The sequence below is a fragment of the Nitrosococcus halophilus Nc 4 genome, from assembly GCF_000024725.1.
Taxonomy (GTDB): domain Bacteria; phylum Pseudomonadota; class Gammaproteobacteria; order Nitrosococcales; family Nitrosococcaceae; genus Nitrosococcus; species Nitrosococcus halophilus.
Map to the genome: position 1 here is coordinate 2598352 of NC_013960.1, position 26277 is coordinate 2624628.

The 26277-nt window shown below is 52.5% G+C and carries 24 protein-coding genes and 1 pseudogene; 10 read left to right on the top strand and 15 right to left on the bottom strand.

Annotated features, from left to right (window positions below; all coding sequences use genetic code 11):
* Window positions 1-107 precede the first annotated feature (107 nt).
* Genes NHAL_RS12280 through brnA form a run of 3 tightly spaced genes read right to left on the bottom strand, consistent with a single transcriptional unit; the run spans window position 108 to window position 776 of the window.
* Window positions 108-356 carry a DUF2442 domain-containing protein gene (locus NHAL_RS12280; protein ID WP_013033468.1) on the bottom strand — a complete coding sequence of 83 codons (249 nt, stop codon included), beginning with the start codon at window positions 354-356 and terminating at the stop codon, window positions 108-110.
* A gap of 7 nt (window positions 357-363) precedes the next feature.
* A complete protein-coding gene (locus tag NHAL_RS20530; protein ID WP_013033469.1) occupies window positions 364-534 on the bottom strand; it encodes a DUF4160 domain-containing protein in 171 nt (56 codons plus the stop codon).
* Complete coding sequence (brnA, locus tag NHAL_RS12285) at window positions 531-776, bottom strand: type II toxin-antitoxin system BrnA family antitoxin (protein WP_041355697.1); 246 nt, start codon at window positions 774-776, stop codon at window positions 531-533. Before brnA ends, NHAL_RS20530 begins: the two co-directional genes overlap by 4 nt.
* Before the next feature lie 677 nt (window positions 777-1453).
* Between brnA and NHAL_RS12290 the strand changes: the two genes are divergently transcribed.
* Window positions 1454-1765, top strand: coding sequence for an IS110 family transposase (locus NHAL_RS12290; RefSeq protein ID WP_049780642.1), 312 nt, complete (start codon window positions 1454-1456; stop codon window positions 1763-1765).
* 100 nt (window positions 1766-1865) lie between these two features.
* On the opposite strand, the gene NHAL_RS21625 is transcribed toward NHAL_RS12290, so the two are convergent.
* A complete protein-coding gene (locus tag NHAL_RS21625) occupies window positions 1866-2066 on the bottom strand; it encodes a hypothetical protein (protein ID WP_203434320.1) in 201 nt (66 codons plus the stop codon).
* Window positions 2067-2373: 307 nt separating this feature from the next.
* Between NHAL_RS21625 and relB the strand changes: the two genes are divergently transcribed.
* From relB to NHAL_RS21210, 4 genes are all read left to right on the top strand, one after another.
* Entirely contained in the window at window positions 2374-2598 is a 225-nt protein-coding gene (relB, locus tag NHAL_RS12300; RefSeq protein WP_013033471.1) for a type II toxin-antitoxin system RelB family antitoxin, read from the top strand.
* The gene (locus tag NHAL_RS12305) at window positions 2582-2854 is read left to right on the top strand and encodes a type II toxin-antitoxin system RelE family toxin (protein ID WP_013033472.1); all 273 of its coding nucleotides are present in this window, start codon (window positions 2582-2584) and stop codon (window positions 2852-2854) included. Before relB ends, NHAL_RS12305 begins: the two co-directional genes overlap by 17 nt.
* 310 nt (window positions 2855-3164) lie before the next feature.
* On the top strand, window positions 3165-3704 hold the full coding sequence (locus NHAL_RS12310) for an IS110 family transposase (protein WP_049780643.1): 540 nt from the start codon (window positions 3165-3167) through the stop codon (window positions 3702-3704).
* 76 nt (window positions 3705-3780) lie between these two features.
* The gene (locus tag NHAL_RS21210; protein WP_157862562.1) at window positions 3781-3936 is read left to right on the top strand and encodes a hypothetical protein; all 156 of its coding nucleotides are present in this window, start codon (window positions 3781-3783) and stop codon (window positions 3934-3936) included.
* Window positions 3937-4029: 93 nt separating this feature from the next.
* Here NHAL_RS21210 and NHAL_RS19865 read toward each other — a convergent pair whose 3' ends face one another.
* The 4 genes from NHAL_RS19865 to NHAL_RS12330 all read right to left on the bottom strand — a co-directional run bounded on the left by NHAL_RS19865 (window position 4030) and on the right by NHAL_RS12330 (window position 8088).
* On the bottom strand, window positions 4030-4722 hold the full coding sequence (locus NHAL_RS19865) for a hypothetical protein (protein WP_049780645.1): 693 nt from the start codon (window positions 4720-4722) through the stop codon (window positions 4030-4032).
* 117 nt (window positions 4723-4839) lie between these two features.
* On the bottom strand, window positions 4840-5625 hold the full coding sequence (locus NHAL_RS12320; protein ID WP_013033475.1) for a DUF7946 domain-containing protein: 786 nt from the start codon (window positions 5623-5625) through the stop codon (window positions 4840-4842).
* Window positions 5626-5683: 58 nt separating this feature from the next.
* Window positions 5684-6010 carry a hypothetical protein gene (locus tag NHAL_RS12325; RefSeq protein ID WP_013033476.1) on the bottom strand — a complete coding sequence of 109 codons (327 nt, stop codon included), beginning with the start codon at window positions 6008-6010 and terminating at the stop codon, window positions 5684-5686.
* Window positions 6011-6666: 656 nt separating this feature from the next.
* Window positions 6667-8088, bottom strand: coding sequence for a PhoH family protein (locus NHAL_RS12330; protein ID WP_013033477.1), 1422 nt, complete (start codon window positions 8086-8088; stop codon window positions 6667-6669).
* 228 nt (window positions 8089-8316) lie between these two features.
* Between NHAL_RS12330 and metH the strand changes: the two genes are divergently transcribed.
* From metH to NHAL_RS12345, 3 genes are all read left to right on the top strand, one after another.
* Entirely contained in the window at window positions 8317-12012 is a 3696-nt protein-coding gene (metH, locus tag NHAL_RS12335) for a methionine synthase (RefSeq protein ID WP_013033478.1), read from the top strand.
* Window positions 12013-12195: 183 nt separating this feature from the next.
* Window positions 12196-13464: an NADP-dependent isocitrate dehydrogenase gene (icd, locus tag NHAL_RS12340; RefSeq protein ID WP_013033479.1), complete on the top strand. Its 1269-nt coding sequence runs from the start codon at window positions 12196-12198 to the stop codon at window positions 13462-13464.
* Window positions 13465-13531: 67 nt separating this feature from the next.
* On the top strand, window positions 13532-14719 hold the full coding sequence (locus tag NHAL_RS12345; protein WP_013033480.1) for a class I SAM-dependent methyltransferase: 1188 nt from the start codon (window positions 13532-13534) through the stop codon (window positions 14717-14719).
* Window positions 14720-15440: 721 nt separating this feature from the next.
* Here the strand turns inward: NHAL_RS12345 and NHAL_RS21215 are convergent.
* From NHAL_RS21215 to NHAL_RS12365, 4 genes are all read right to left on the bottom strand, one after another.
* Window positions 15441-15593 carry a hypothetical protein gene (locus tag NHAL_RS21215; RefSeq protein WP_013033482.1) on the bottom strand — a complete coding sequence of 51 codons (153 nt, stop codon included), beginning with the start codon at window positions 15591-15593 and terminating at the stop codon, window positions 15441-15443.
* Between the two features lie 50 nt (window positions 15594-15643).
* The gene (locus NHAL_RS12355; RefSeq protein ID WP_013033483.1) at window positions 15644-16837 is read right to left on the bottom strand and encodes a glycoside hydrolase family 57; all 1194 of its coding nucleotides are present in this window, start codon (window positions 16835-16837) and stop codon (window positions 15644-15646) included.
* 47 nt (window positions 16838-16884) lie between these two features.
* Window positions 16885-18330, bottom strand: coding sequence for a DUF4139 domain-containing protein (locus tag NHAL_RS12360; RefSeq protein WP_238985347.1), 1446 nt, complete (start codon window positions 18328-18330; stop codon window positions 16885-16887).
* 417 nt (window positions 18331-18747) lie between these two features.
* Window positions 18748-19815, bottom strand: coding sequence for a cobalamin-independent methionine synthase II family protein (locus NHAL_RS12365; protein WP_013033486.1), 1068 nt, complete (start codon window positions 19813-19815; stop codon window positions 18748-18750).
* 256 nt (window positions 19816-20071) lie between these two features.
* On the opposite strand from NHAL_RS12365, the gene NHAL_RS12370 reads away from it, so the two are divergent.
* Entirely contained in the window at window positions 20072-22333 is a 2262-nt protein-coding gene (locus tag NHAL_RS12370) for a hypothetical protein (RefSeq protein ID WP_013033487.1), read from the top strand.
* 8 nt (window positions 22334-22341) lie between these two features.
* Entirely contained in the window at window positions 22342-23613 is a 1272-nt protein-coding gene (locus NHAL_RS12375) for a glycosyltransferase (protein WP_238985348.1), read from the top strand.
* Between the two features lie 139 nt (window positions 23614-23752).
* Here NHAL_RS12375 and NHAL_RS12380 read toward each other — a convergent pair whose 3' ends face one another.
* The 3 genes and pseudogenes from NHAL_RS12380 to NHAL_RS12390 form a co-directional block, all read right to left on the bottom strand.
* Window positions 23753-24253, bottom strand: a complete 501-nt coding sequence (locus NHAL_RS12380; RefSeq protein ID WP_013033489.1) for an Hsp20/alpha crystallin family protein — start codon at window positions 24251-24253, stop codon at window positions 23753-23755.
* 69 nt (window positions 24254-24322) lie between these two features.
* The gene (locus NHAL_RS12385; protein ID WP_013033490.1) at window positions 24323-24769 is read right to left on the bottom strand and encodes an Hsp20/alpha crystallin family protein; all 447 of its coding nucleotides are present in this window, start codon (window positions 24767-24769) and stop codon (window positions 24323-24325) included.
* Between the two features lie 203 nt (window positions 24770-24972).
* Window positions 24973-26126 (bottom strand): annotated as a pseudogene (locus NHAL_RS12390) (RNA-guided endonuclease InsQ/TnpB family protein).
* Window positions 26127-26277: the final 151 nt, after the last annotated feature.

The following is a 26277-nucleotide window of genomic DNA, read 5'->3' on the forward strand; positions in this document are numbered from 1 at the left end:
TTTTAAATTAGTCCCTTAAGCTTAACTAAGTGCCATTCCTTACTGACCCCTTTAGCTATGCTTTAAGCAAGACCTGATCCCTTTACGTACTGGCTGCATGCAACCGTTTAAGGTATCGGTGTTCCATGTACCCATAGCTCATGCTCGCTTATATCAATTTCATCATTCCAATAGACAGCGTATCCTCCTTTTTCTATTTGTACATTTTTAAATAATACTGAATCCTTTAAAGGATAAAACATTTCTTTCTCTAGCAAAGGAGTAATATCGTATTTTCTCCTTTCATGATTTTCGAATTCTATAAGCAAAACATGATTATTGATAGCTTTTGCTGAACGTATTCTTGGGTATTGCATAACTTTATTACTTCAGAGGTGGGAGCTTTTGAAACTCTTGTTTTTCCCACATTTCCATAAGATCCTTCTGGTACATAGAGGCCCATTCCATAACCATCTTTCTTGCTCTTTGAGGTAAATCACCCTCGATCATTTCTAATGTTTCTATGTTGAATAAGGCATTAGTGATAATCCTCATGACTTACTACGTTTGTTAGAAGCCGTCTGTTCGAGGCGTTCAGCTAGCCAAACTTTAATGATCGACTGGCGCGTCACTCCCAGCCGGCTAGCTTCCCTGTCGAGGGATTCAATCATCCAGTCTGGAAAATCTACATTGATACGCCTTTGCTTTTGAAGTGGACGACGCGCTTTGGAAATATCCAAGGCATGAGTCATGTCCTTACCGCTGTCAAACTCGGAATCAAATTTCTTTGCATACATCGCATCACGCCTAAAAACATGGGCAATCGCCCAACACGGGACATGAAAACGCATCAAAAATAGCGCCTTTTCAACCTGCTCGACCCTCGCGCTCATGTAGGGCATCACAAACGACGGGGCCACGGTAAACACCGCCCTCGTTGCCCTAAGGCGTATACGCCGGCAGCGAAGCCCTTGCTTGCGCGACTGCGGGGTAAATCCGTAGAGCACATCGCCTTTATCCCACTGCTCGGGAAACAATTCCGGGTGCTCTCGATAGCCTTTATCAAGCCCCCTCTTGGCAAATTCTCTATCGCTCATAAACCGTTCGTAGTCCGCTTCCGCTAATCCTAGTCGAATCGTTCGGTAGCCTCTCCACGCTTCATGCGCTACAGTATCCATCGCTGCCTCCGGGTGTCGATATGTCGGGTTGGGTTGTGCTAACCCTCAACATCTCGTACTCGGAGACAGCTTGCAACTCCTCTTTAGACCATCAACAGAATCCGTTACAAACAGAAATATGGTATAAAAAATATACTATTATTGCGCTATACGCAACTTGTTTTTGTTTCTATGCGAATTTGGTTTTGCTCCTGATGTGCGAATAAATAGGGGAGGGTAAAAAAAGGATGCACCGATTACCTTTCGCAAAGAAAGGGGCATGAATAAAATATTACTAAGAACTCATAAATAACAATATGCAAGATCTGACCCCTTTTGTGCTAGCGGCTTTTATTGGGGTCTCGCCGAGAATAAGACAATCTGGCACCTCACTGGCTCAGCGAGGATTGATGTCAAAAATGGGCAGACGGGCACTGCGTAAAGCGTTTTTCATGCCCGCTCTGGTGGCCCTCCGATTCAATCCCGTTTTAATCGAGATGAAAAAACGCTTGCTCGCCGCTGGAAAACCCAAAATGACTATCGTCGGTGCCGCCATGCGAAAACTCGTTCATCTCATCTATGGCGTTCTAAAAAATAAAACCCCATTTGAACCCCACTTCGCTGTTTAAATCCCTTGACTCAAAAGACGGTATCTGACCCCTTTTTAACTGCGTACCTCCACCAGGGGCGGGACCTCTACGTGGGTCACCCGCGCCGCCTGGCCCGCCTTCATCTGGCGTACTGATTCCAGCAGTTTTTTTGCCCAAATTCCTCGCCTGTCATTGGTGATTTAGCCATGCTCTTAATAGCCTTGAGAAGATACGCCGGGATATTGCCGCGTACTGCCTTGGCGTAGATTACCGGCAACCATATTTCGCCGTTATCCAGCCGGTTGAAATAAACCACCCGCACACCGCCACGTTTGCCCATCCTGGAACGCGCCCAGCGCACCTTGCGGCACAACCTCCAGAGCCGGGAATGCCCTCTCCAGACAAGGGATTTTCGGCAATCCAGTTGATGAACGCCTCACGCTCCTGCTCCGACCAGATCGAGGCTGCATAGCGCTGGAAGATCCCGGTTTCGGCGACGGCATACATGGGGGTATGTTACGGCATTGACGGATACTTGCAAAAGAAGCATGAAAACCTTCCGATTCAAGCCAGTCATGGTAGTCCCACTTTTCCGACCTGCCATGCTATGATATACACGTATAGCAATCGACTGTTTGGAGGTTCCCATGTTGGCTATCCGACTCCCCAAGGAGATAGAGGAACGTCTGGAGGCGCTGGCCGCTGCTACCGGGCGCACCAAAACCTTTTACGCCCGCCAAGCCATTCTGGAGTACATTGATGATCTGGAAGACGTGTACTTGGCCGAGCGTGAGCTAGAAGAAGTTCGTGCGGGTCGCAGCATCCCCGTGCCTCTGGAAGACGTCATGAAGCAATATGGCCTGGCAGATTGAGTTGTCGGGACTGGCGCAAAAAAACCTGCACGGACTGGATAAACAGATAGCGGAGCGAATCCTACGCTTTTTGAATGATCGGATCGCGAAGCTGGACGACCCGCGCAGTATCGGTGATCCCCTCAAGGGCGCGAAGCTGGGCGAGTTCTGGAAATATCGTGTCGGTGATTATCGTATTATCGCCGATATTCAGGATAGCGAATTGCTGATTCTGGTGGTGCGGATTGGCAATCGCCGGGAGGTTTACAAGCGGTGAATTGGCAGTTGCCTACTTCCCCAAACGGCAATAGACAAGATCTGACCCCTTTTCGGAGTATACGTCAAACTCGAATAGAGATATGGTATAAAAAATATACTATTATTGCGCGATACGCAACTTGTTTTTGTTTCTATGCGAATTTGGTTTTGCTCCTGATGTGCGAATAAATAGGGGAGGGTAAACAAAGGATGCACCGATTACCTTTCGCAAAGAAAGGGGCATGAATAAAATATTACTGCGAACTCATAGATAACAATATACAAGACCTGACCTCTTTTTCACCTCTTTTTCTAAAGCATTAAACAGCATGCGCCAGCAGGAACTCAATCGCCTAGAAGCGGCCTCAGAAATTATTGAAGAACAACTTAATCAACACCTCTGCTTTCTCCAAAAACAGATTAAGAACACCAAGAAACTGATCAATGAGCATATCGCGCAGCATCCCAACCTAAAAGAACGCCAACAGCTGTTAGCCTCTATCCCTGGCATCGGTGAGGCCACCCTTCATGTCATACTCTCGGAGTTCAGTGACGTGAGCCGGTTCCGTAATGCTAAAGCCCTAGCAGCTTTTATTGGGGTCTCGCCGAGAATAAGACAATCTGGCACCTCACTGCCTCAGCGAGGATTGATGTCGAAAATGGGCAGACGGGCACTGCGTAAGGCGTTTTTCATGCCCGCTCTGGTGGCCCTCCGATTCAATCCCGTTTTAATCGAGATGAAAAAACGCTTGCTCGCCGCTGGAAAACCCAAAATGACTATCGTCGGTGCCGCCATGCGAAAACTCGTTCATCTCATCTATGGCGTTCTAAAAAACAAAACCCCATTTGAACCCTACTTCGCTGTTTAAATCCCTTGACTCAAAAGACGGTATCTGACCTCTTGCTTTCCTTTACTTGCAAGCTAAATACTGAGAGCAGGTTGCCGTGAAGCGGTTGGCGATGGGGGATAGGGAAGGGGCAGAGGTGGTGGTGGCTAAATCGTTGGCCTTGCAGTGTCGGCCTCTGGCTCTAGTGTTGCGAGCCTTCGTTCGGCAGAGGGGGGGGTTGAGTAGAATTGTCGTCAAGCTTTCAAAACTATAACAATATGCGAGACCTGACCCCGGTTCCGGATGGCACGCGTAGCGGGCTAGGCGTTACCTGCAACGCATTGTTGGGCAACAAGGGTTGGATCTCTCAAAAGCCGTTGAGTATTTTATAACGGAGGACATTATCAGAAGTTCCAAGGATCTCAATCTCGACATTTTGGAACCGAACCTTCGTAGGTAAATTACCGATGTTGTACTTCACGTTTTGGAAAAATGCAGGGCGGGCCAGATTTCCCCTGTATTCTCGATACATGAATTCCAAAGCATCGTGTCCAACAGACGTCAACACCAGTTCATAGCTGAACGAGCCCGGCGTTTCCGATATCTTCTCGCCCGTCGAATAACGAATTGGCACAGATGGAGTGTATTTAAAATACACAGTGCCCGGTGCATATTTGCCATACTCAAACTCTTGGTCACCGTTTTCATCAAAAAAGCAAACTCTAGCTTGAGGACCGACGATCAGGTCATGGTAAACCTTATCCGCTGTTGCCAAACATTTTGCCCCATCAAGAGCTAGCGGAAAAAGATTCATGCCCGGAGAGAGAACTATCTTGCCCCCTAATCCGACTGACTCGGTATGGCTAGACTCCAATGAATAAGATGGCCTGTAAGTGTAATTGAATTGCTTGAATATTGTCGAACCAACGTACGCTTCGGACTCTACTCCAAGTTGTGGAGAAAATCCTTGATTAACCTTTGATTCATCGACCGCTCTTACAGTGGCACAACCCGTAAGCAAGAAAGATGCGATTGCCATTATTAGCCACAACGCTTTCATGTAGTAGAGTTTCTTATCTATCGAATTTGTACTGTCGCCCAACGCTGCCAGCAGGCGACCGTTTGTAGTGGAGCAAAGCGCAACGAAAAACGGGTCGCTCTGCCTGGCCTTGTTAGGCTAAGAAAACGGAGTGTTACTGACATTGTGGACAATATACCTCTTAATTTTCCCTGTTGGCGCAATTACTGCATTTGCACTGAGATATAGCAAACCATCTCGGTGCATATTATGCTCATGTAATGACCATGTAATTAAAGAACGCTGACGCTCAGACGATTTAAGATCAATATTGAACGACACCGTTCTTCGCTCTATTAGGTCATAGAACTTTCCCCACCCTGTGAGAGAGTTATATTTTGTCACATTACCTGATATTTCGTGGGGCGCGGGGACCGTTTGTGGTTGCAGGTAAAGCGCTGTTTCAGAATCAAATACCGCTAGCTTTTCGCCTCTGGGGCGCATTACCGTAAGTTTTATCTCCTTCTCTTGCCTAATAGGACGATGGATTTCATCCAATGGCGATTCTAATACCGCTGGCAGCTCTCCAATCGTAGGCTCAATTCGCTCATTCAGTTTTTTGTAATATTCGTCATTGTTGAATTTTCCGACCGCCTCATTAAACCCGTACTTTATGAAGTCATAGAAAACCCCACTAGACACTGCTCCGGCGAACCATATAGACGCCTCATATATAAAGCTACCTCGTTTAGGGCTATTGATATAGAACTTTGCCCCTTCAGCAGCGTCGCCGCGCGTTCTCACCTCTCCGTTTATAAATGCATGGGTAATTATCGCACTTGCCCTAGATATACCCCTGAGAGCAACAGCCGCGTCATAAAGCTCTAACTTGCCTGCGTCAGCTACCCCGTGCTCGTATTGATACTTTATTTTCAACTCGGCCATTTAATATCCTTATTATTCACGCGCTCTTTGAGGGTTTGCCTAACATTGATTAGCCCACTCACGGAACGAATTGAGCGAGCATACTATTCATTCGCGCCAGGTCGGCACGATCAAAGATCCCACTTAGAGGGATTGTCGGGATTCCATCTGGCGCATACCACATGAACCAGTACACTTCTGCCTCTGTTTCTATTTCAGTCGCATGTTCCAGCCATAGAGTCCAACCACCATTATCGATTAACGGTTCTTCAAACACACTTCCAAGCGTTTCCGAGAATTCGCCATGCCGACATCCCTTCTCAATATTCGTTCGGTAGCGCCGGTTCCCGCACGAATAGGGAATCCGATTTCCCGCGTCGTCCTGTAATCTGTGATCAGCTGCCATGATTTTTCCTATGCATAACATTGAGTAGATATAAAAAATCTACCTTATAACAGAGAATTTTTCTCCGTATGATACTATTTAGTTAATCCAAAATAAATAATTTTTATTTTATAATCAGTGTATTGTGAGTTAAACCACAATTGATTTAAAATATGCTATGTAGAATTAAGCAACATTTAATACAGCTTGATTCTTGCATGGCAAGATTCCCTTTTTTAGAGCAGGTCCGCCAAGCTATCCGTGTTCGCCATTTCAGTATACGGACGAAATAGGCGTATCTTTAAATTGGAGCTGAGACAAGAAATTGGAGCTGAGACAAGCGCTTTATCTTCTGTGGTAAGAGCAAAAAGACTCTAACGCTTACCGGTAGCCTTAAGCCGGAAAGAGGTTTCTCGATTACAGTAGAAACCAGAAGCAGAGCAGGGCTGATGGCGAGTTTGCTCGACGGCTCAGGAATTGTTATCCCAATGTCATGTAATTTTGCATGGTTATAGTTTCAGTCCAAATAACCACTTGAAGCTTTAAAAGATTACATTTTTTGGATCAAATGGGTCTTAAGCCATCAAGATATTCGCATCACCCAGATCTATACCCATGTGCCCAAACGGGACGGGAATGCCGTGATCGGCCCCTTGGCTATGCTGTCATAACTCGAGCTACAGCACGCCCGAAGCAAAATCCGCGAGCCGGGAACGTTCTCCTCGCAGCAGGGTAATATGACCGCTGTGTTCCCAGGCTTTAAAATGGTCCACTGCGTAGGTCAAACCTGAGGTGGTTTCCGTCAAGTAGGGAGTATCAATCTGGGCGATATTGCCCAGACAAACAAATTTGGTGCCTGGACCGGCGCGGGTGATCAAGGTTTTCATTTGCTTGGAAGTAAGATTTTGGGCCTCGTCAATAATAATAAATTTATTGAGAAAGGTCCGTCCGCGCATGAAGTTGAGAGAGCGGATTTTGATTCGATTATGAAGCATATCGTTGGTAACGGCTCGGGCCCATTCGCCTCCCATATCGGGTTTGGTCAAGACTTCTAAGTTGTCCATGAGCGCGCCCATCCAGGGGGTCATTTTTTCTTCTTCGGTGCCGGGCAGGAAACCGATGTCCTCGCCGAGGGGCACCGTCACCCGGGTCATGATGATTTCCCGATAAAGTTTGGTCTCCAGGGTTTGGGTGAGTCCGGCGGCGAGGGTGAGCAAGGTCTTGCCGGTACCGGCCATTCCCAGGAGGGTTACGAAGTCCACTTCCGGGTCCAGGAGCAGATTAAGGGCAAAATTCTGCTCCCGGTTACGGGCGGAAATGCCCCAGACCGTGTGGTTGGAAGAGCGGTAGTCTTGGACCAATTCAATGATAGCGGTCTCGTCTTCCCGGCGACGGACCAGGGCCTCGAAATTATTTTCGCCTTCCGTGTAAAGGCACTGGTTGGGATACCACTCTTTGGCCAGGGGACCGCTCACTCGGTAAAATGTACGTCCCCCTTCACTCCAAGAATCCATGGCTTCCCCATGGGTTTCCCAGAAATCAGGGGGAAGCTCGAAACTGCCTTTATAGAGGAGATCCACGTCGTCTAGCACCTTATCGTTATAATAGTCTTCGGCATGGATACCCAATACGGTGGCCTTGATCCGCAGATTAATATCTTTGGAGACTAAAGTGACCGTGTGATCAGGATGCACTTCCTGGAGGGCCATGGCGGTACTTAAAATACTATTATCGGGTTTTTGGCCTGGGAGGGCTTCCGGTAGGGAGATACTCAGTTCTTGAGTCTGGAAAAAAAGGCGTCCACTGGCGTCATTGACTTCCCCGTTGCCGGTGTTGACCGTGGCTGGTAAAGGGAGACCCTGATTGATATCCTCGGGGCGCTCGATTTGCTCTAGGAGGTCATCTAGAAAGCGGGTCGCCTGGCGAACATTACGCGCGACTTCTGATAAGCCTTTCTTGGCTGAATCCAATTCTTCCAGCACAATCATGGGCAAATAAATATCATGTTCTTGGAAGCGGAATATCGCCGTAGGATCATGCATTAGCACATTGGTGTCAAGAACGAACAGCCGTTTGTAAACAGAGGACTTTTTACTCATGGGACATCATTACCAATAGGCAAATAAATTAGGAGGGTAGGGCGACTAATGTAGCCTAAGCCGGTGGTGTCGGAATAACCGCTTAGGTAAAGCCTGCTAGAATTCATTCATGGAATAGGTCGGTAGGGTATCAATAGGTTCCAATGAACAATAGTTGACTTATTCAGTCAGGAAAGAGAGACTCACAATCTTTTGCTTAAATTGCGGAAATAGACTCTAGAGATCATTATGTCTTTAAAATCTCCACGTATTGCAGCACTTAAGGACCAACTTGCCAAGCGCATTTTAATGCTAGATGGGGCGCTTGGTACCATGATTCAGAGCTATGAGCTTGTCGAGGAACAATACCGCGGGGAGCGCTTTGCCGATTGGCCCTGCGATCTCAAGGGGAATAATGACCTGTTGGTGCTGACTCAGCCTCAGATCCTCCGGGAAATTTATAGGGATTACCTGGAAGCCGGCGCTGATATTATCGAGACCAACACCTTCAACGCCACCCGGATCGCCATGGCCGATTATCAGATGGAAGCGTTGGTTGTGGAGATTAACCAGGCAGCGGCGCAACTGGCTCGGGAAATGGCCGATGAGATGACGGCGAAGACCCCGGATCGCCCCCGTTTCGTGGCCGGTGTTTTGGGGCCCACTAACCGCACTGCTTCCATTTCTCCGGATGTCAACGACCCCGGATTTCGCAACACTTCTTTCGATAAGTTGGTGGAAGCCTATAGGGAGTCGATTCATGGCCTCGTCCAGGGAGGCGTGGATATCCTCCTGATTGAGACCATTTTCGATACCCTCAATGCCAAGGCGGCAGTTTACGCGGTTGAGCAATACTTTGAAGATCAAGAAGTTCGTCTCCCGATCATGATCTCGGGCACGATTACCGACGCTTCCGGGCGAACCTTGTCGGGCCAGACCACCGAGGCTTTTTGGAATTCCTTGCGCCACGGGGAGCCTTTGGCGTTTGGTCTCAACTGCGCCCTAGGACCCAAGCAGTTGCGGCAGTACGTGGAAGAGCTCTCCGGCCTGGCGGATACCTATGTCTCGGCCCATCCCAATGCCGGGCTGCCCAATGAATTCGGGGGCTACGACGAAACTCCGGAGGAAATGGCCAAGGAAATCGGCGAGTGGGCGCGAGAGGGCTTTTTGAATATTGTGGGGGGATGCTGCGGGACCACCCCCGAGCACATTCGCGTCATCCGGGAAGCGGTGGAAAAGTATCCCCCCAGAAAAATTCCCCAACGCCCGGAAGCTTGCCGGCTTTCCGGCCTGGAGCCGAGCAATATTGATGAGCACTCCCTGTTCGTGAACGTGGGGGAGCGCACCAATATCACCGGTTCGGCCCGTTTTCGCCGCCTCATCAAGGAAGAAGATTATGAAACGGCCCTGGAGGTGGCGCGGCAACAGGTGGAAAACGGCGCCCAGATCATCGATGTCAATATGGACGAGGGCTTGTTGGACTCCCAAAAAGCCATGGTCCGTTTCCTGAATCTCATCGCTGCCGAGCCGGATATCTCCCGGGTGCCGATCATGATTGATTCTTCCAAATGGGAGGTCATCGAAGCCGGGCTTAAGTGCATTCAAGGGAAAGGGGTGGTGAATTCCATTTCCTTGAAAGAGGGGGAGGAGCCCTTCATCCAGCAGGCTAAGCAAGTCCGCCGTTATGGAGCGGCGGCGGTGATTATGGCCTTTGATGAGCAGGGCCAAGCGGAGACCAAGGAACGCAAGGTGGAGATTTGCGCCCGCGCCTATAAGCTGCTGACCGAAAAAGTCGGTTTCCCGGCGGAGGATATTATTTTTGATCCCAACATCTTCGCCGTGGCCACGGGGATTGAGGAACATGATAACTATGCGGTGACCTTTATCGAGGCGACCCGGGAAATCAAGCGGACCTTGGCCCCCGCCCTGGTTTCAGGGGGGGTGTCCAATGTCTCCTTTTCCTTCCGGGGCAATGATACGGTCCGGGAGGCCATCCATGCGGTGTTTCTCTATCATGCCATTCAAGCGGGCATGGATATGGGGATAGTGAACGCCGGGCAGTTGGCGGTCTATGATGAGATTCCCTCCGATCTGCGGGAGCGGGTGGAAGATGTCATTCTCAATCGCCGTTCGGATGCCACGGAAAGATTGTTGGACATTGCTGAAAAATACCGGGGCGCCGGCGGCGCTGCCGAGCGCAAGGAGGACCTGGCCTGGCGCGAGTTACCGGTGAATGAACGCCTGGCCCATGCCCTGATCAAGGGTGTTACCGATTTTGTGGAAGAAGACACCGAGGAGGCCCGGTTGGCGGCGAAGCGGCCCCTGGATGTGATTGAAGGCCCCCTTATGGATGGCATGAATGTGGTGGGGGATCTGTTTGGCTCTGGCAAGATGTTTTTGCCCCAGGTGGTGAAGTCGGCCCGGGTCATGAAAAAAGCGGTCGCTTACCTGCTGCCCTATATGGAAAAGGAAAAGGAGTCCTACAAAAGCCACGGTAAGCTCGTGTTGGCGACGGTCAAGGGGGATGTCCACGATATTGGTAAAAACATTGTGGCCGTGGTGCTGCAATGTAACGGCTTCGAAGTCATCGACCTGGGGGTGATGGTGCCCTCAGAGAAAATTCTACAAACGGCCAAGGAACAGTCCTGTGACTTTGTGGGCCTGTCCGGATTGATTACCCCCTCCCTGGATGAAATGGTCCACGTGGCCAAGGAAATGGAGCGCCAGAGCTTTAATGTGCCTTTGCTCATTGGGGGCGCGACCACCTCCAAAATGCACACGGCGGTCAGAATTGAGCCTCAATATGCCCAGCCGGTGGTTTATGTGCCCGATGCCTCCCGGGTGGTGGGGATTGCCCAGCGTCTGCTCAATCCCACCATCAAAGCCGAATATGCCGCCGAGATTGCGGAAGAATATGGCCAAATGCGGCAGCGGCGGGCGGAACAGCAAACAGAAAGAAGCCATACCCCCCTGGCTCAAGCCCGCGCCAATAAGCTTGAGACGGACTGGGCGGCCTATACTCCCCCGCAACCCACTTTCCTCGGCCTTAAGACCTTTGAGGATTATCCCTTAGAGGAACTGGCCGCCCGCATCGATTGGACGCCTTTTTTCCACGCTTGGGAGTTGGCCGGCAAGTATCCCAAGATTTTGGAGGACGAGGTAGTGGGCGAGGAGGCCCGCAAATTGTTGGCGGACGCCAAGGCCATGTTGAAGCGGGTGATGGAGGAAAAGTGGCTCCAAGCCCGGGCGGTGATTGGGTTTTTCCCCGCCAATACCGTCAACGATGATGATATTGAGCTTTATACGGATGAAAGCCGGGGGGAGGTGTTAACCACGTTGCATCATATCCGCCAGCAAATGGCCCGCCGGGGGGGGCAGCCCAACTATTGCCTGGCGGATTTTATCGCTCCTAAAGAGACCGGAGTGGCGGACTATCTCGGCGCCTTTGCTGTGACCGCGGGCCTGGGGATTGATGAGCGGTTGCAAGAATTCATGGAGCACCATGACGATTACAACAATATTCTGCTCAAAGCCGTCGCCGATCGCCTGGCCGAGGCTTTTGCCGAACGCATGCATGAGCGGGTGCGCAAGGAATTCTGGCGCTATGCCCCTGATGAGGCGTTCACCAACGAGGAACTGATTAACGAAAATTACCGAGGAGTTCGGCCCGCGCCAGGCTACCCGGCCTGTCCCGATCACACGGAAAAAGCCACTCTGTGGCAACTCATCCAGCCCGATGAAAATGCCGGCATAATCCTCACCGAGAGTTATGCCATGGTCCCCACCGCCGCGGTCTCGGGGTGGTATTTTTCCCATCCGGAGGCCCGTTATTTCGGCACCGGCAAGATCCAAAAGGATCAGGTGGAGGATTATGCCCGCCGTAAGGGCATGAGCGTGGAGCAGGTGGAGCGTTGGCTGAGGTCTATTTTGGGCTATGAGCCTTAAGTTTTTTCTGTTGCTCTTCTCCGCTAGCCCCTGAGCCTCTTCGTGCGCACAGCCCACGCTTTTTGGCGGCTCGTAGGGGCGTCGCATTTTTGCCGAGAGACTGACGTCTAATTTAAATGGGAAATGCTATAGTAAAGAGCAAACCTAATTTTTCGAGTTGTTGTTATTGAGAAGGAACCCCTAATGGCCTATGACAAGATTTCCCTTCCCTCCGATGGCGAACCCATTACCGTCAAGGAGGACTACAGCCTTGAAGTCCCCGCCCGTCCCCTCATTCCCTTTATAGAAGGGGATGGCATTGGGGTGGATATCACCCCGGTGATGCGCCAGGTGGTGGATGAGGCGGTGGCGAAGGCCTATGGGGGAGAGCGTTCCCTGGCCTGGGCCGAGGTGTATGCAGGGGAGAAGGCCGCGCAAGTGTATGGCGCCGATCAATGGTTGCCGGCGGAGACTTTGGATGTCCTGCGGCAATTCGTGGTGTCTATCAAGGGACCGCTAACCACGCCGGTCGGCAAAGGTATCCGTTCTCTTAATGTGGCGATCCGCCAAACCTTGGATCTTTATGCCTGTATCCGGCCGGTCCGTTATTTTTCGGGCACGCCGAGCCCTCTGGCTGATCCCTCCCGCACCAATATGGTGGTGTTTCGGGAAAATACCGAGGATATCTATGCCGGGATCGAGTGGGCGGCCCGTTCGCCGGAGGCGAAGCAGGTCATTGAGTTTTTACAACAGCAGATGGGGGTGGAAAAAATCCGTTTCCCGGAAAGCTCCGGCATTGGCATTAAACCGGTATCCCAGGAAGGTTCTCAACGCCTGATCCGCAAAGCCCTGCAATACGCCATCGATAATGATCGCCGTTCGGTGACCCTAGTGCATAAGGGGAACATCATGAAGTTTACCGAAGGCGCCTTCTGTGACTGGGGTTATGCCTTGGCCCAGGAGGAGTTTGGCGCCCGGCCCATTGATGGGGGGCCCTGGTGTGAATTCACGAATCCTAAAAGCGGCGGCAAAATTATTGTCAAAGACGCGATTGCCGATAATTTTCTCCAACAGATCCTGCTCCGCCCCGAGGAATATGATGTCATTGCGACCCTGAATCTTAATGGAGATTACATTTCTGACGCTTTAGCGGCCCAAGTGGGGGGAATTGGCATGGCGCCGGGAGCGAACATGGGGGATAGGGTCGCCGTGTTTGAGGCCACCCACGGGACGGCCCCCAAGTATGCCGGTCAGGATCGGGTCAATCCCAGCAGCATTATCCTTTCAGGGGAAATGATGTTGCGTCATCTCGGCTGGAATGAAGCGGCGGATCTCATCATCCAAGGGATTTCGGGGGCTATCGCCGCCAAGAGGGTGACTTACGATCTAGCCCGATTGATGGAAGGCGCCACCCAAGTACCCTGTTCTGGATTTGGAAAGGCGATTATCGAGCATATGGACGTTTCCAGCTAGTTGTCCCTTATCTTGATATTCCGGCAGAGACATCTGGCTTCAGCTGCCGCAATAAACAAGGACCTGGATGGAAAATATCGACCCGATAGAGCAGGATTTGCGGGCTGAGGCGGATGCGCTGTGCCGGGATGAGCGGTTCAAGCAGGCCGTTTGGCGTCACTATCGGCGGCTCGACAGTGGGGTCATTGGGAGGGGGCTCAATACGACTATCCATCCCAATGACCAGATGCTTCTTCATTCACTGCGGCATCATCGGGATCCCAACGCGGCCCTGAGTCAGTATTACAATGTGGCTTTGCAGCAATATTTTGCCGCGCAACAGATCCTGCAAACGTTCTTTCCAAACCCAGGGACTGATTTTGCCTTTCTGGATTTCGCCTGTGGCTTTGGTCGGCTGGTCAGGTTTCTCACCCTGAGTTTGCCCGCCGCTAATGTCTGGGTCTCGGAAATCCAAAAAGACGCTCTTGCCTTTGTTACTCAACAATTCAACGTCCAAGCGGTGGAGTCCAGTGCTGACCCGGAGCAGTTTCAAGCCGGCAGGCGGTTTGATTTCATCTGGGTGGCTTCCCTTTTTTCACACCTGCCTCCCGATCTGTTCCAGCGGTGGCTGCAGCGGCTACTTTCCTTGCTGACTCCCCAGGGAATGCTATGTTTTAGTGTCCATGATCAAGCGCTCCTCCCCCCTGGATTGAGTCTGCCAGCGGAGGGTATTTTATTTAACCCCCACAGCGAAAACAGCCAATTGGATCCTAAGATCTATGGCACCACCTTTGTCGGTGAGTCCTTTGTGGGGCAAGCCCTCCACAAGGCAAGCGCTGAGGGTCATCCCTATTTTCGTATCCCCAAGGGTTTAGCTCACGAGCAGGATATTTATGTGGTTCCCAAGGCTCAGGATCGGGACCTGTCAGGATTGCAATCATTCCGGCGCGGCCCTTGGGGTTGGGTGGATGAGCGGCGAATTTTGGAGTCCGGCCAGTTATATCTGCGAGGTTGGGCGGCTTCTCTGGATGACGGGGTGTTGCCCGCCGTCGAGATCAAGGCCAACGAAAAACTTCATCTATGCCCTACCGGGCTTCAGCGGGATGATGTCCGCAAGGTCTTTGGGGATGACCGTCTAGGCCCAGTCGGCTGGGAGTTTAAGCACCCCCTGGACCGTAAGATCCGGGAAGTCTGGGTGGAAGTTACCGCAAGGACTGCCGCCAACGAAAGGGCTTTGCTCTACACGGGAAGGCTTTTTCGAGCCCAAACTGAGTGAACGGCTAGAGCAAGCAGCGTGCGCTGTGGCCATGAAGAGGGTGGTCGTGTTTTAAATGGGGAGAATTGAGCAAATGAAGGGGAGGCTAAGCCTATCCGTTTCGGGCAATGACCTCGCCTAGGAGGCGCTGATAAACACCCCGTAGGCCGGATTAAGCGTCGCGTATCCGGCAAAACAATACTACCAAGAGGTTTAAGAGCGGAGCCAGCAAGTGGCATGTGTTGTGCGCACGAAGAGGCTATCCTTATCTTGTAATGACTCCTGATCTGGCGCGGTTGTTAGAGAGAGCCCCTAGGTACCGTGTTCTGGATTTGGGAAATCGGTTATCGAGCATAGGTCGTTGCGGCAGGCAAAAGAACCTAGAGGAGGTTCGAAATGGTGCGCTCAAGATTCATTTTGACGGTTTTACCTCTGCTGTTGGTGGCAATGGGTACGAGCACCGGGGTAGAAGCGCAAGGGCTAGGTACGGGTAATCAAACTAACTCTCAGTCTCAGGATGGGCAGATTACTGTAAGGACGCAAAGCGCTGGAGTATCCCGCATTGATTACACTAAATGCGTAGAGTTTTGCGCAGATATGTTTACTGGTGGCGCGGATTCTCCGGAGCGAAACACCTGTATTGCTGGGTGCAGCAGGATTGACAGTTCTTTTCAGGTAGATGGTATTTTGCTAGGCCCCTCCTCTGAAGATTAATGGGCATAAGAATGATGCTCAAAGGTGGCTAGGGAATCCCTTTATGGGTAGGGCGGATTGGGCGTAGCGACCGATTCTCGCTGGGAGCGAATCGGGTCGTGCGTAATACACCCGCAGGGTGCGGGCCAGGGATGGCCTGCAACAAACTCACCGATTCCTTTTCCATTTCGGTGGTGCTCATCGCTGTGCTCTGTATCTCCTACGTAACTCAGGTTTTTGTAGGGGCGGGCTTTAACTGTGAACTTTAAGTTTCTGTGCTGCAGCGTTCATTGGGGCCCAGGCAGCATCCAAATCTTGGTGGGCGCGATGAGTCCAAGCCTCCCCCCAGTAAAAGTGGCAACTAGTTTCCGAGCGTAACAAGCGCCACTCAGCCTCATCAAGTAATTGGGCTATTTCCGGGTCCTGTGCTTGAGTGTCAGCTTGTTTTTGCTTTAATTCATGGAGGGTTGCGCTGGTTTCCGCGACTCGTTTAAGGGCCTCCTTTTGAAGCTCAGAGCCGGTCCATTGGACAAAATCAATCCCTGAGTGGTCGCCGGTATTCCAGGCTGCGGTGTTCACCTTAACTCGGCCCTTGGCACCGTATTTATCCAGGTAATCATGGACAAAAGTGGGGCGGAGGAAGGCATTATCCCGGCGGGCCTTGGTCAACAGCTCCTGATAAAATATTCCCCAGAAGTTACCTTCCTCTGATGTATTGCGGAACCAGCCGCCATTGTCTCCATCGCTACAGGTGGTGACCAAAGGCGGGAAGTCACACCCTTGGGTCCGATGGTAGAGCTCATTAAGGAACCAATCAAACTCCATTCCAGCTTCCTGGGCATCGGAGAGTTCCCGATCCCGGACCACGACAATGATTTCTTCACCTCCATACTCGGCAATATGGGGGCGGTAGCGGAGCTCCTGCCAACTCATCTCCTCTAAAGGCTCCACATGGAGGCTGTCTACCAGGACATAACGGAACCCATGTTTCTTCAGCAGGGGAATCAATTCCATGGTAAAGGCCATCTCCGGCGGCCAAAAGCCAGTGAATTGGGTTCGATCAAAAAGGGACTGCCCGATGCCGAGCCAGCGCCTGATATGCTCTTCCCGATCCGGGCCGGGAATCAAGGGCAGGGCCGGGTGATAGTAAGCATTGCCCAGGATCTCAAATAGGGCGGTATTTTGTAGATGCCACAGCAAGTCACCGCATTTGACAATCCCATACACGCGCTGTTGAAAGTTAGGATTGGAGAGGGTCTCAAGGAGTGTGCCCGATAAGGCCAGATGAACCCGCGCCACATCCTCATAACCCCAGAGGGCGCGCGGCATCCGGTCCAGGGCATAGAGGATCTCTTTAGCCTCCCAGGGATTGTGCTCCAGCAAGTATTCCAGATTGCCTGCCGGCTGGTGTAAGTTTAAGACCAAGGCGTGGTGGATGATGTTCATGGTGCGGATCTCCCCCAATTAGGCATTTAGTATCCCATGGCTTAGGACTAGGTTCGAGTTTGGAAGCTCACGGTGAGGGTGACTTGGCCCTCTGCCGGGACAGGCAGTTGCCAGAGCGCAGTGTTGGCCGTTTCCCGTTGGTGGGGGTGGCTTTCGGTGAGAATATGCCAGTCGCCGGGGATAAATTCGGCGACCTTCACCAGAACCGATTCCTTTTTGGCATTGCGAAGCAAAATTTCAAAGGAGGCTTCAAAGGAGTTGGAATCTAGTTTGCGGTACTCGGTCCGCCGTTTTTCCGCGGTGACGTCAAAGGCCTGTCCTAGTTTTAGTTTGGCGGAGTCGTTTTTGGAGACATGATTAATCCGATCCTCCCCGACAAATTGGGTGTTGCCCTTGGAATCTTGCTTATAGACTCGGATGATACCCGCTGGCAAAGGGAGGCCCAGTCCCGCTTTTTCAGTGTTATCGAAATGGAGGTAAACCATGACCGGAGGCTTTAAGATGGAGGAGGCTTGGGAATGGCCGTAGTAGAGATGGGGCGTATGGCTGCGGAGTTCATATTGTTTATGAACGGTGACCTCCTGGGCGCTTAACAAAGCGACCTGTTTGGTCTGATTGTTTTTGATGGTTGTGGTGCGTTCCAAACTGTACAGATGGTAGTCCAGTAAAGCCTCTTCTCGCATGGGGGGAGCCTCAGCGAGCGCCATGGCCTCTCGCGCTTGGCGCTTGGCGTAGTCAGCTACCGGAGTAACCCGATGGACGCTGCCCGCTACCAATTGCAGATGGGCATCCTGGTAAGCAGTCCCGGAGCGGTTAGTGAGAGTCACCCAACCATTTAGATCAAAGCGATCTTCGCTTTGATTGAGTTTAGCCACATAATCGGCTTTCCAGCTTAGGCCACTGGTAAGATAACTCAGTTCTAGCTCCTGTTTTCCTGATATTGCCGTATGGAGTTGCAAAATCAGAGAGGGGCGCTCTCGCAGGTCTTGGGGAATATCCTGGTAGACCAGGCGGGAGGGGGAGATCCCTGTCTCAATACGGTCCTCGAAGCGCAGGATTATTCCCTGGTTGGCGGCGAGCAGAGTCGCCTGTTCAATGGTTTCCTCTCCGGTAGTGGGGTGGCGGTAAATAACGCCCACTTCGCGTCCCACATGTTTCTGAATCAAGGTTTGGGCGGTCAGCAAATCAAATTCATAGTTTTGCTCGATAATAGAGAAACCCTGGGGTTGGGAGAGATTACGGAGAAGGGCGGTCTCAGGTTGGATGTTGGCGCTGACGTCCATGAAAGCCAGCATATTATGCCCTTTTTTTAAGGCTACCCGACGCTGATCTTTTATCATGGCCAAGTCATTGTTGTAGATGGTCAGCGCCACCCTTTTTTGATCGGCATCGGTGGTGCGAATCTCTTCCTGGCTCCAAACGATAGGGCTTGAAAATAGAATCACCAGAGCAAGGGCTCCCGCACGAATCAATCTTGGTATCAGTGTAGTCATTTCTTTAGTAGGGAATAGGGTTATCAAACTAGTATAGACCACGCTGTCTGTCCATAGGCAGCCCCCCATCGCCGTTGAGCTAGAGTTGGATTTGGCTTGATCGCGGAAGGCTTCAAGTGATTGTTGAGACTGAATATATAGAATGTAAGATGGCATGAAATTGGTATTAGGTGAGCGGCATTAGTCTTTGTCTTCTATTCCCTCCTCTTTGATGGGGGAGGGGGAGGTGGGGGTGAGGAGCAAGTGCTATTACATCCCCCCATCCCGACCTTCCCCCGCAAGGGGGGAAGGGGCGAGATTCCCTACCTCTTTCTGTTTTCTTCCTGCGGTAAGGGCCTTAAGTAAGTTCGGGAATCCGATGACCTGCCCCATTTTGAAAGGTCGGTTCTAGAGTTATTGGCGCACGAAACTTGAATCTCAGTCAAGTTTTAGTGCCTTAGCCGCAAGTTTAGTACCGATGACCCGCGCGCGAATCTTAGCGAATGCAGTTTCGCGGCCGGTGGAGGTGTCATCCTCGAAGGGGGAGAAGCCGCAATCATCCGTGGTCCCCAGTTGATGGACCGGAATGAATGCGGCTGCTTGCAGCACACGGTCCCTCACTGTTTCGGGGGATTCCACATGGGGGTCGAGGACGTTGATCACCCCAATGAAGACACGCTGTTGGGGACGTAGGTGCCGAGCAATAATGGAAAGCACCCGCTCAGGGTCTTTTTCGCTTGCCATTTGTACATAAAAATTGCCGGCTTCCAGTTTGAACAGGCTCGGCAGCAGCTCGGCATAATCAACGTCGGCGCTATGGGTCGAGTCCTGGTCGCCACCGGGGCAGGTGTGTACACCGATACGTTGCCGCTGTTCAGGGGAGAAGGAGGCTAGCACCCGGTTGTTGAGATCGATGAAAGCCTGGAGAAGCTGCTTGGTTGGATCCAGTTTCACCGAGAGGCGCCCTTCGGTGAAATCGATTTGCACTCGGTGCGCGCCGGCATCAAAGCAGCCGTGGATGTCCTGGATGGCTTCCCGGACCAAATCGTCTAGGAACTCTTCGCGAGGGTAGCCGTCGATATCCTCCGGAGGATAAATTAGGCTGAGCGCCGAAGCGGAAATCACCGCTTGTTTTATCGGCACGGTGGCGTAACGGCGGGCAGCGTGGGTATAGGTTTCGGCATGGACCCCGTAGCGAAAAGGGCCGGCGGTTAGCCGGGGAAGTCGGCGGGTATGTCCATCTTGGAAAGGAATGACGATGCCGTCTGCAGTGATATTGGCCAAATCCTGTAGCGGATAGGTGGCAAAACTGGATTTGGTCTGTTCGCCGTCGGTGATAATCGGGGAGCCGGTGGCCTCCAGTGCTTGAATGGTTTCCCGCAAAGCGACATCGTAGGCAGCCTCTAGTTCTTTAGTGGGAAGGCTGCCTTCACGGTGTTGGCGTATGAGTGCCAGCAGCTCCGGTGGGCGAGGAATGCTGCCGACGGCTTCGGTTGGAATCGACATTATTTTTCTCCTGGCAAAACGGTTTCATCATAGCAAGATGGACCGGAATTCCTATGGGTTAGCGACTCGCAGCCCGGAAACCGCAGCGATTAACCAACCCATGCGATGGAGTCTTTGTTAAGGTCATAATCTAGCATAGATGTTAGATTCCGCTTTAAATCCTTAATCCCCTGTGCTATTTCCTAAAGTGTTGAGGTAATGCCGAAGCATTGAAATCAGGATCCGAATAACAGCACGGTTATAGCACTCCAATAGTATGTGGCTCCGATGGTTCCCCTGGAAGTTTTTTATTGGGCGCTTAGCAAGGGCCCACGGGCTAATTGATCCCGTACAAGTACTGGCGCGTCTGGAGAGCTTCGCCCAGCCCTCCGAGGTCAAAGAGCCCTTAGAGCTACTTCGCGCTGGCGTGGTTTTCCATGCCCGTGGTCTTCTCAACGCTGCCACTATCCAGCACAATCTGGATTGGATCTGGCCCTTTTGGGTGGAACGGCAGTTCGATCCCAAGGATGAAGCATTCATCCCCAGGGCTTTCTCCATCACCCATATCAACCTCACCCACCGGAACTGGACAGCCGTTGGAATTCCCGATGTTACAGAGCTGCCCATCGTCGATCCTCGGGGGCTGGTCACTCCATTTTGGGATAGTTGGTCTCTGGATAGCTGGGTGATTAGTGAGGACGGCCGTTGGTTGGTTCCCTCACGGCTCGATACGGTCACCCACTACCTGGCCCTTGAGGAGGGGGGTGCGGTGGTGACCGAAAGCACTGCCCAGGGGTTGCAACTCCTTTCCCGGGTTCACGTCGCGATGGAAGAGGGCATCCCCACTTGCCAGATACACCTGACGGCCCGCGCTGACGCGAAGGCTTGGTTGGCGGTGAGCTTGCGCCCTTATAACCCAGAAGGGGTGAGTCTGTTGCACAAGGTTCATTTGAGCGAGGATGCCAGGGGGTGGGAGCTGGACCACCACCGGCGAGTGCGCTTCAACCAGCCAATGGAACGGGCCCAATTTTCCGACTATCGCTCGGGTGACGTTCATACCCTGCTTCCAGCGGGAGCTGAGGCTCGTCAGGTCCACTGCAATGTGGGCATGGCGACTGCGGCGGCACTATTTACCATCGAACCAGAGCAGCCCAGGGAGCTTTTAGTGGGCGTTCCCCTCGCTGAAAAGGTGCAGCAGGGAGTAAATCCAGGGGATTCAGGCGCCGCACTGTGGCGGCACAGTCTTCAAACGTGCGCCAAGCTGGAATTGCCCGAGCGCCAATTCCAATTTCTCTACGATGCGGCGGTGCAGACCCTTATTCTCCATTCACCGACTGAGGTTTATCCGGGACCCTACACCTACAGGCGCTTTTGGTTTCGTGATGCCGCTTTTATCCTGCATGCCCTCCTTTGTGGGGGGCTGAAAGATCGGGTGGAACGGACTTTAGATACCTTCCCCTCGCGGCAAACCCAGGGGGGGTTTTTCCATTCCCAGGAAGGGGAATGGGACTCGAACGGTGAAGCCCTCTGGATTTTCCAGCGCTTCTGTCAATTGACAGGTCGCCCCCCTAAACAAGCGTGGCGGCGGGCGATTCTTCATGGAGGGCGCTGGCTCGTACGGAAGCGGTTGTCCGAGCAGTTGGAGGCGCCCCACGCCGGATTATTGCCAGCAGGGTTTAGCGCTGAGCACCTGGGGCCTAATGACTATTACTATTGGGACGATTTTTGGGGTGTGGCGGGGCTGAGAGCCGCAGCAGGGTTGCTAGAGTCCTACGGCGACGAAAAACATGCCCGTGAATTCCGTCTTGAATCGGACCGTTTCATGGCGGCCATTGAAAAGAGCCTGGCGGCGATAAAACCGGGTCTCAGTTATCCAGGAATGCCGGCCTCTCCCTATCGCCGAATGGATGCGGGGGCTATTGGTTCCTTGGCTGTAGGTTATCCCCTTCAGTTGTGTCCGGCCACCGACCCCCCATTGCTGGCAACCGCCTCTTATCTCATTGAGAACTGCTTTGTCGGGGGGGGCTTTTTTCAAGACATGATCCACTCAGGGATCAATCCCTACCTGACTTTACATATTGCCCAGGTCCTGCTGCGAGCAGGAGATCCCCAGGCGTTGGAGCTGATGCAGGCAGTGGCAGGGCTGGCTTCTCCTACGGGACAGTGGCCAGAAGCGATACATCCCCGGACTAGGGGTGGCTGCATGGGCGATGGGCACCACGTGTGGGCAGCGGCAGAGTGGGTGCTCATGATGAGGAACTGTTTTGTTCGAGAAGAAGAGGATCGCCTGATTCTGGCCTCCGGCATACCCATGAGGTGGCTTGAGGGGGGAGAGCCGATCTCTTATGGGCCGGCACCGACACCATTTGGGGATATCACTGTTTCCCTGCGGCCAGAGGGCGAGAACGTGGTGGTTCATTGGCAAGGACAATGGCGCCAAGAGCCACCCCAGATAGAGGTCTGCTTGCCGGGCCTTGCTCCCTTGCATCCCCCGGAAGGCAAAGACCAGGTGACGGCAAAGGGAGTCATACCCTTGTGAAAATTTGCATGCTGACCAATACCTTTACGCCCCATGTTGGCGGAGTGGCCCGCAGCATATCGAACTTTACGGCCGAATACCGTCGGCTTGGTCATCAGGTGCTGGTGGTGGCCCCCCTGTTCGAGGGGACCCCCTTGCAGGAACAGGACGTGATCCGTATTCCCGCCATTGAACATTTCCGGGGCAGCGATTTTTCGATACCTTTGCCGGTGCCCGGCAGGCTTGCGGCTGCGCTTAAAAAATTTGCACCTGATGTGCTCCACTCCCACCATCCGTTTCTATTAGGCGATACGGCCCTCCGTATTGGGGCCGCTCAAAACCTCCCTGTAGTTTTTACTTACCATACCATGTATGAGCAGTATACCCATTATGTTCCGGCTGACTCCCCCCGGCTCAAGCGCTTTGCCATTGATCTGGCGAGTGGTTACTGCAACCTTTGCGATGGTGTTATCGCCCCTAGCGACAGTATTGCAAGGATACTCCGGCAACGGGGCTTGAAGGTGCCGATGGAGGTGATTCCTACTGGCGTGGAGGTAGAATACTTTGTCCGCGGTGATGGTCAAGCCTTCCGGCGCGACCAGGGCATCCCCGCCGACGCTTTTCTCGTCGGCCATATTGGCAGGCTCGCCCCGGAGAAAAATTTGAACTTCCTTTCCAATGCTGTCGCTCAGTTCCTGCTGCAAAATGAGAAGGCTCGTTTTTTAGTGGCGGGCGACGGGCCTTCAGCACCCGAGATCAAGCGCTTGTTTGAGTCCCTGGGCCTCGGTAGCCGCTTGGACTTCATTGGCATCTTGAAAGGGAGCGATCTTGCAAATGCTTACCAGGCCATGGATGTATTCGTATTCGCCTCCCAGAGCGAAACCCAAGGTTTGGTGCTGGCCGAGGCGATGGCCGCGAGCACGCCAGTGGTCGCCCTTGATGCCCCTGGGGTCCGTGAAGTGGTCATTGATCATCGAAATGGACGCTTGCTGTTCCAAGAAGATGCCAAGGAGTTTGCAGCGGCTCTATCCTGGATGTGCTCTCTTACCCCAGCCGAACGTCGAAATTTTGAAGAGGCGGCTAGGGAAACGGCTAATCACTTTTCTATGACCCGATGCGCCCACCGAGCCCTCAAATTTTACAATGCCATGCAAGCCAAGGTGCCGTCTCTCAAATCCATCGAAAGAAGTCATTGGGCCATTGCCAGGCACCGGATCGAGATCGAGTGGGAAATTATGAGGAATATCGCGGCAGCAGTCAGTGATTCGGTTCGGACCCCCTCAGGAAATAATTCTCCATAGGTTAGGTTGTTCCCCGTCTCTATTTTCCTTTGTCCCTGTCGGTAGGTTCTAACATAGAGCCGTAGGGGAGCGCAGTGAAACCCCCTGCTACCCGCCAAGGTTTTCCAGCCGCTTCTCAATGTGAGATAAAGGCCGGCCCTTAGCCGGCTTTTACCTCAACACGGTGTTTTGTCTGCCGCGTTTTAGGCAGGGAAATCCATAATACCCCGCGGCGATACTTGGCGCGAGCCTCGCTTTCATTGACCTCGGTGGGTAAGGGCAGGGCCCGTTCAAAGCGCCCATAGGCCCGTTCCATCATATAATAGCGTCCCTCGCTTTGTTCCCGCTCTACCCGCTTTTCACCTCGGACAACCAGGGTGTTGTCAATGACTTCGATATCAAAATCGCTGACTTCCATGCCGGGGACTTCCAGCCGAACGGTCACGGTTTTATCATCCTCTTGGACTTCAGCGGCGAGTAGCCCCCAACGGGAGGCACTCTCCATGATCTGGTCTTCCGTGGTTTCCAGTTGTCCTCGCTGGGTCGTTGGTGAAAAGTGGGTGAGGGCTTGGCTTGCCCGTTCCCGCAGGTGATGCCAACCCTCGGTGAGGTAATCCCAAGCACGGGAGGCACCTTTATGGATTTGCTCTAGGGGAGACATCCTCATTACTCCTTTTCTAGACCTTCAGTTATCCGTTTCATCGTGGCTCTTTGAGGCTGAGCCCTTGGCTTAGCCTTCAACCGTAATTTTACGGGGCTGCGCTTGTTGGCTTTTCGGGATCGCCAACTCCAGGACACCGTTTTGAGAACGGGCACTGACCTTGGCGGCATCGACCGTATTGGGCAATGCAAAGCGCCGTAAAAAGCTGCCGCTGACCCGTTCTGCCCGCTTATAACTTTGTTGTTCCCCGGAGTGGAGGGTTTCCCGGTGGCCTTTGAGCGTGAGAGTGCCTTTATCCAGGGTCACCTCAATATCCTTGGCTTCAACGCCCGGTAGATCAGCATAAATGACAAAACGATCCGCCTCTTCTTTGATGTCTACGGCGGGAACCCAATCGCTGGTGGCAAGCTCGGCTTCGGTTTGAGCGTGCCGTAGGGGGTTGACCTCAAAGAGGCGATTGACTTCCCTTTGCAACTGGTTGAGCATGTCAAAAGGTTCATAGTGTCTAATAGCCATTTTCTCTTTTCCTCCTGGGATGGGAGTTTTAATTAAGTTCGGGAGCGCGGTTACTGGTCCCTTCTTAGCAAAAGAAATGGGGATGATTTCGAGCGCTTTCAAGGGGGCACTGTTGGAGTTTCGCCATGACTGAGTGCGGTTCGGTCCCTCCTCCCCTTGTCAGCCTGGAGAATTCGCGTTTCTCAGCAGTCCTCGGGCGGTGGCTAGGCCACGGCCCTTGGGGTCTTCACCGCTCCACGCGCTTTATCGGTTCCGGCGCTCCCCGCCGTACCCAACATCAAAACATTCTTGGCCGCGTTAATATCCCGGTCGTGCTCCGTTCCACAGTCCGGGCATTCCCACTCGCGAACTTTGAGCGGCATGGACTCTTGAATAGTCCCGCACTCAGAGCACCTCTTGCTGGTGGGTGCCCAGCGGTCCACGATAAACACTTCCCGGCCATAGCTGCTTTGTACTCCATTTGCCGCTTGAGCTCATACAGCCCGCAATCCGCAACGGCTTTGCTCAAGCGGCGGTTTCTCAACATCCCTGTGATATTCAAATCCTCCAGACAAATCACTGGGTTCTCGTTGACTATCTTGGAGGATTGTTGGTGCAGAAAATCCCGGCGGCTATCGGCTATCCGGGCATGGATACGCGCCACTTTTTGCTGTTGATGGCGGCAACGCTGAGAGCTTTTCTTTTTCTTGCTCAGGCGACGCTGAGCCTTTTTCAATTGACGGGCATATTGATAGGTATATTTAGGCGCACCGGACTTATACCCACTAGAGGTGACCCCCACATCCTTAACCCCCACATCCACCCCAACAGCGTTCTTGCGGGCAGGCAGAGCGGCAATCTCCACCTCACAGGCCATGCTGACAAAATAACGGCCAGCGGGGTCTTTACTGACCGTCACCATTTTGGGGATACCCATCATCCTGCGAGACCATTTCAGCTTAAGCGCCCCAAGCTTTGGCAGCTTCAACAACTTGCTTTCGGCGTTGAAATTCTTCGCCACATGGCGTTGGTCCAATTGATAGCGTACCGATTGGGTCTGATGGCGTCTCTTAAAGCGGGGATACTTGCCCCGACCGGCGAAGAAGTTTTTAAACGCCCTATCTTGGTCCCTCAGTTTTTGGGTATGGCAACTGGCGGTGGCTTCGCTCAGCCAGGGGCATTCCGTTTGCTTCAGTGCCGTCAATTGGCGGCTGAGGCTGATAGTGTTCAGCGACTCGCCCTGCGCTTGATACGCCTTCGTTCGCGTTTCCAACGCCCAATTCCACACATAGCGGGCATGGCCGAATTCAATGGCCAATTGCCGCTTTTGCGTGGGTGTGGGGTAAAACCTGAATTTGTAGCCCCGTTGCGTTACCACGCAGCCATCATGCCACAACTGTCGCCTATGGCAAAAGAGTACTCAAGGGCTGGCCAACTACGCAAAACGCGAATTCATGGCCAAACGCGAGTAATCGGCCCTCGCGCTCGACGCGCCGTTTCACTTCGCACTCTCGCTAGGGGGGCGTCGT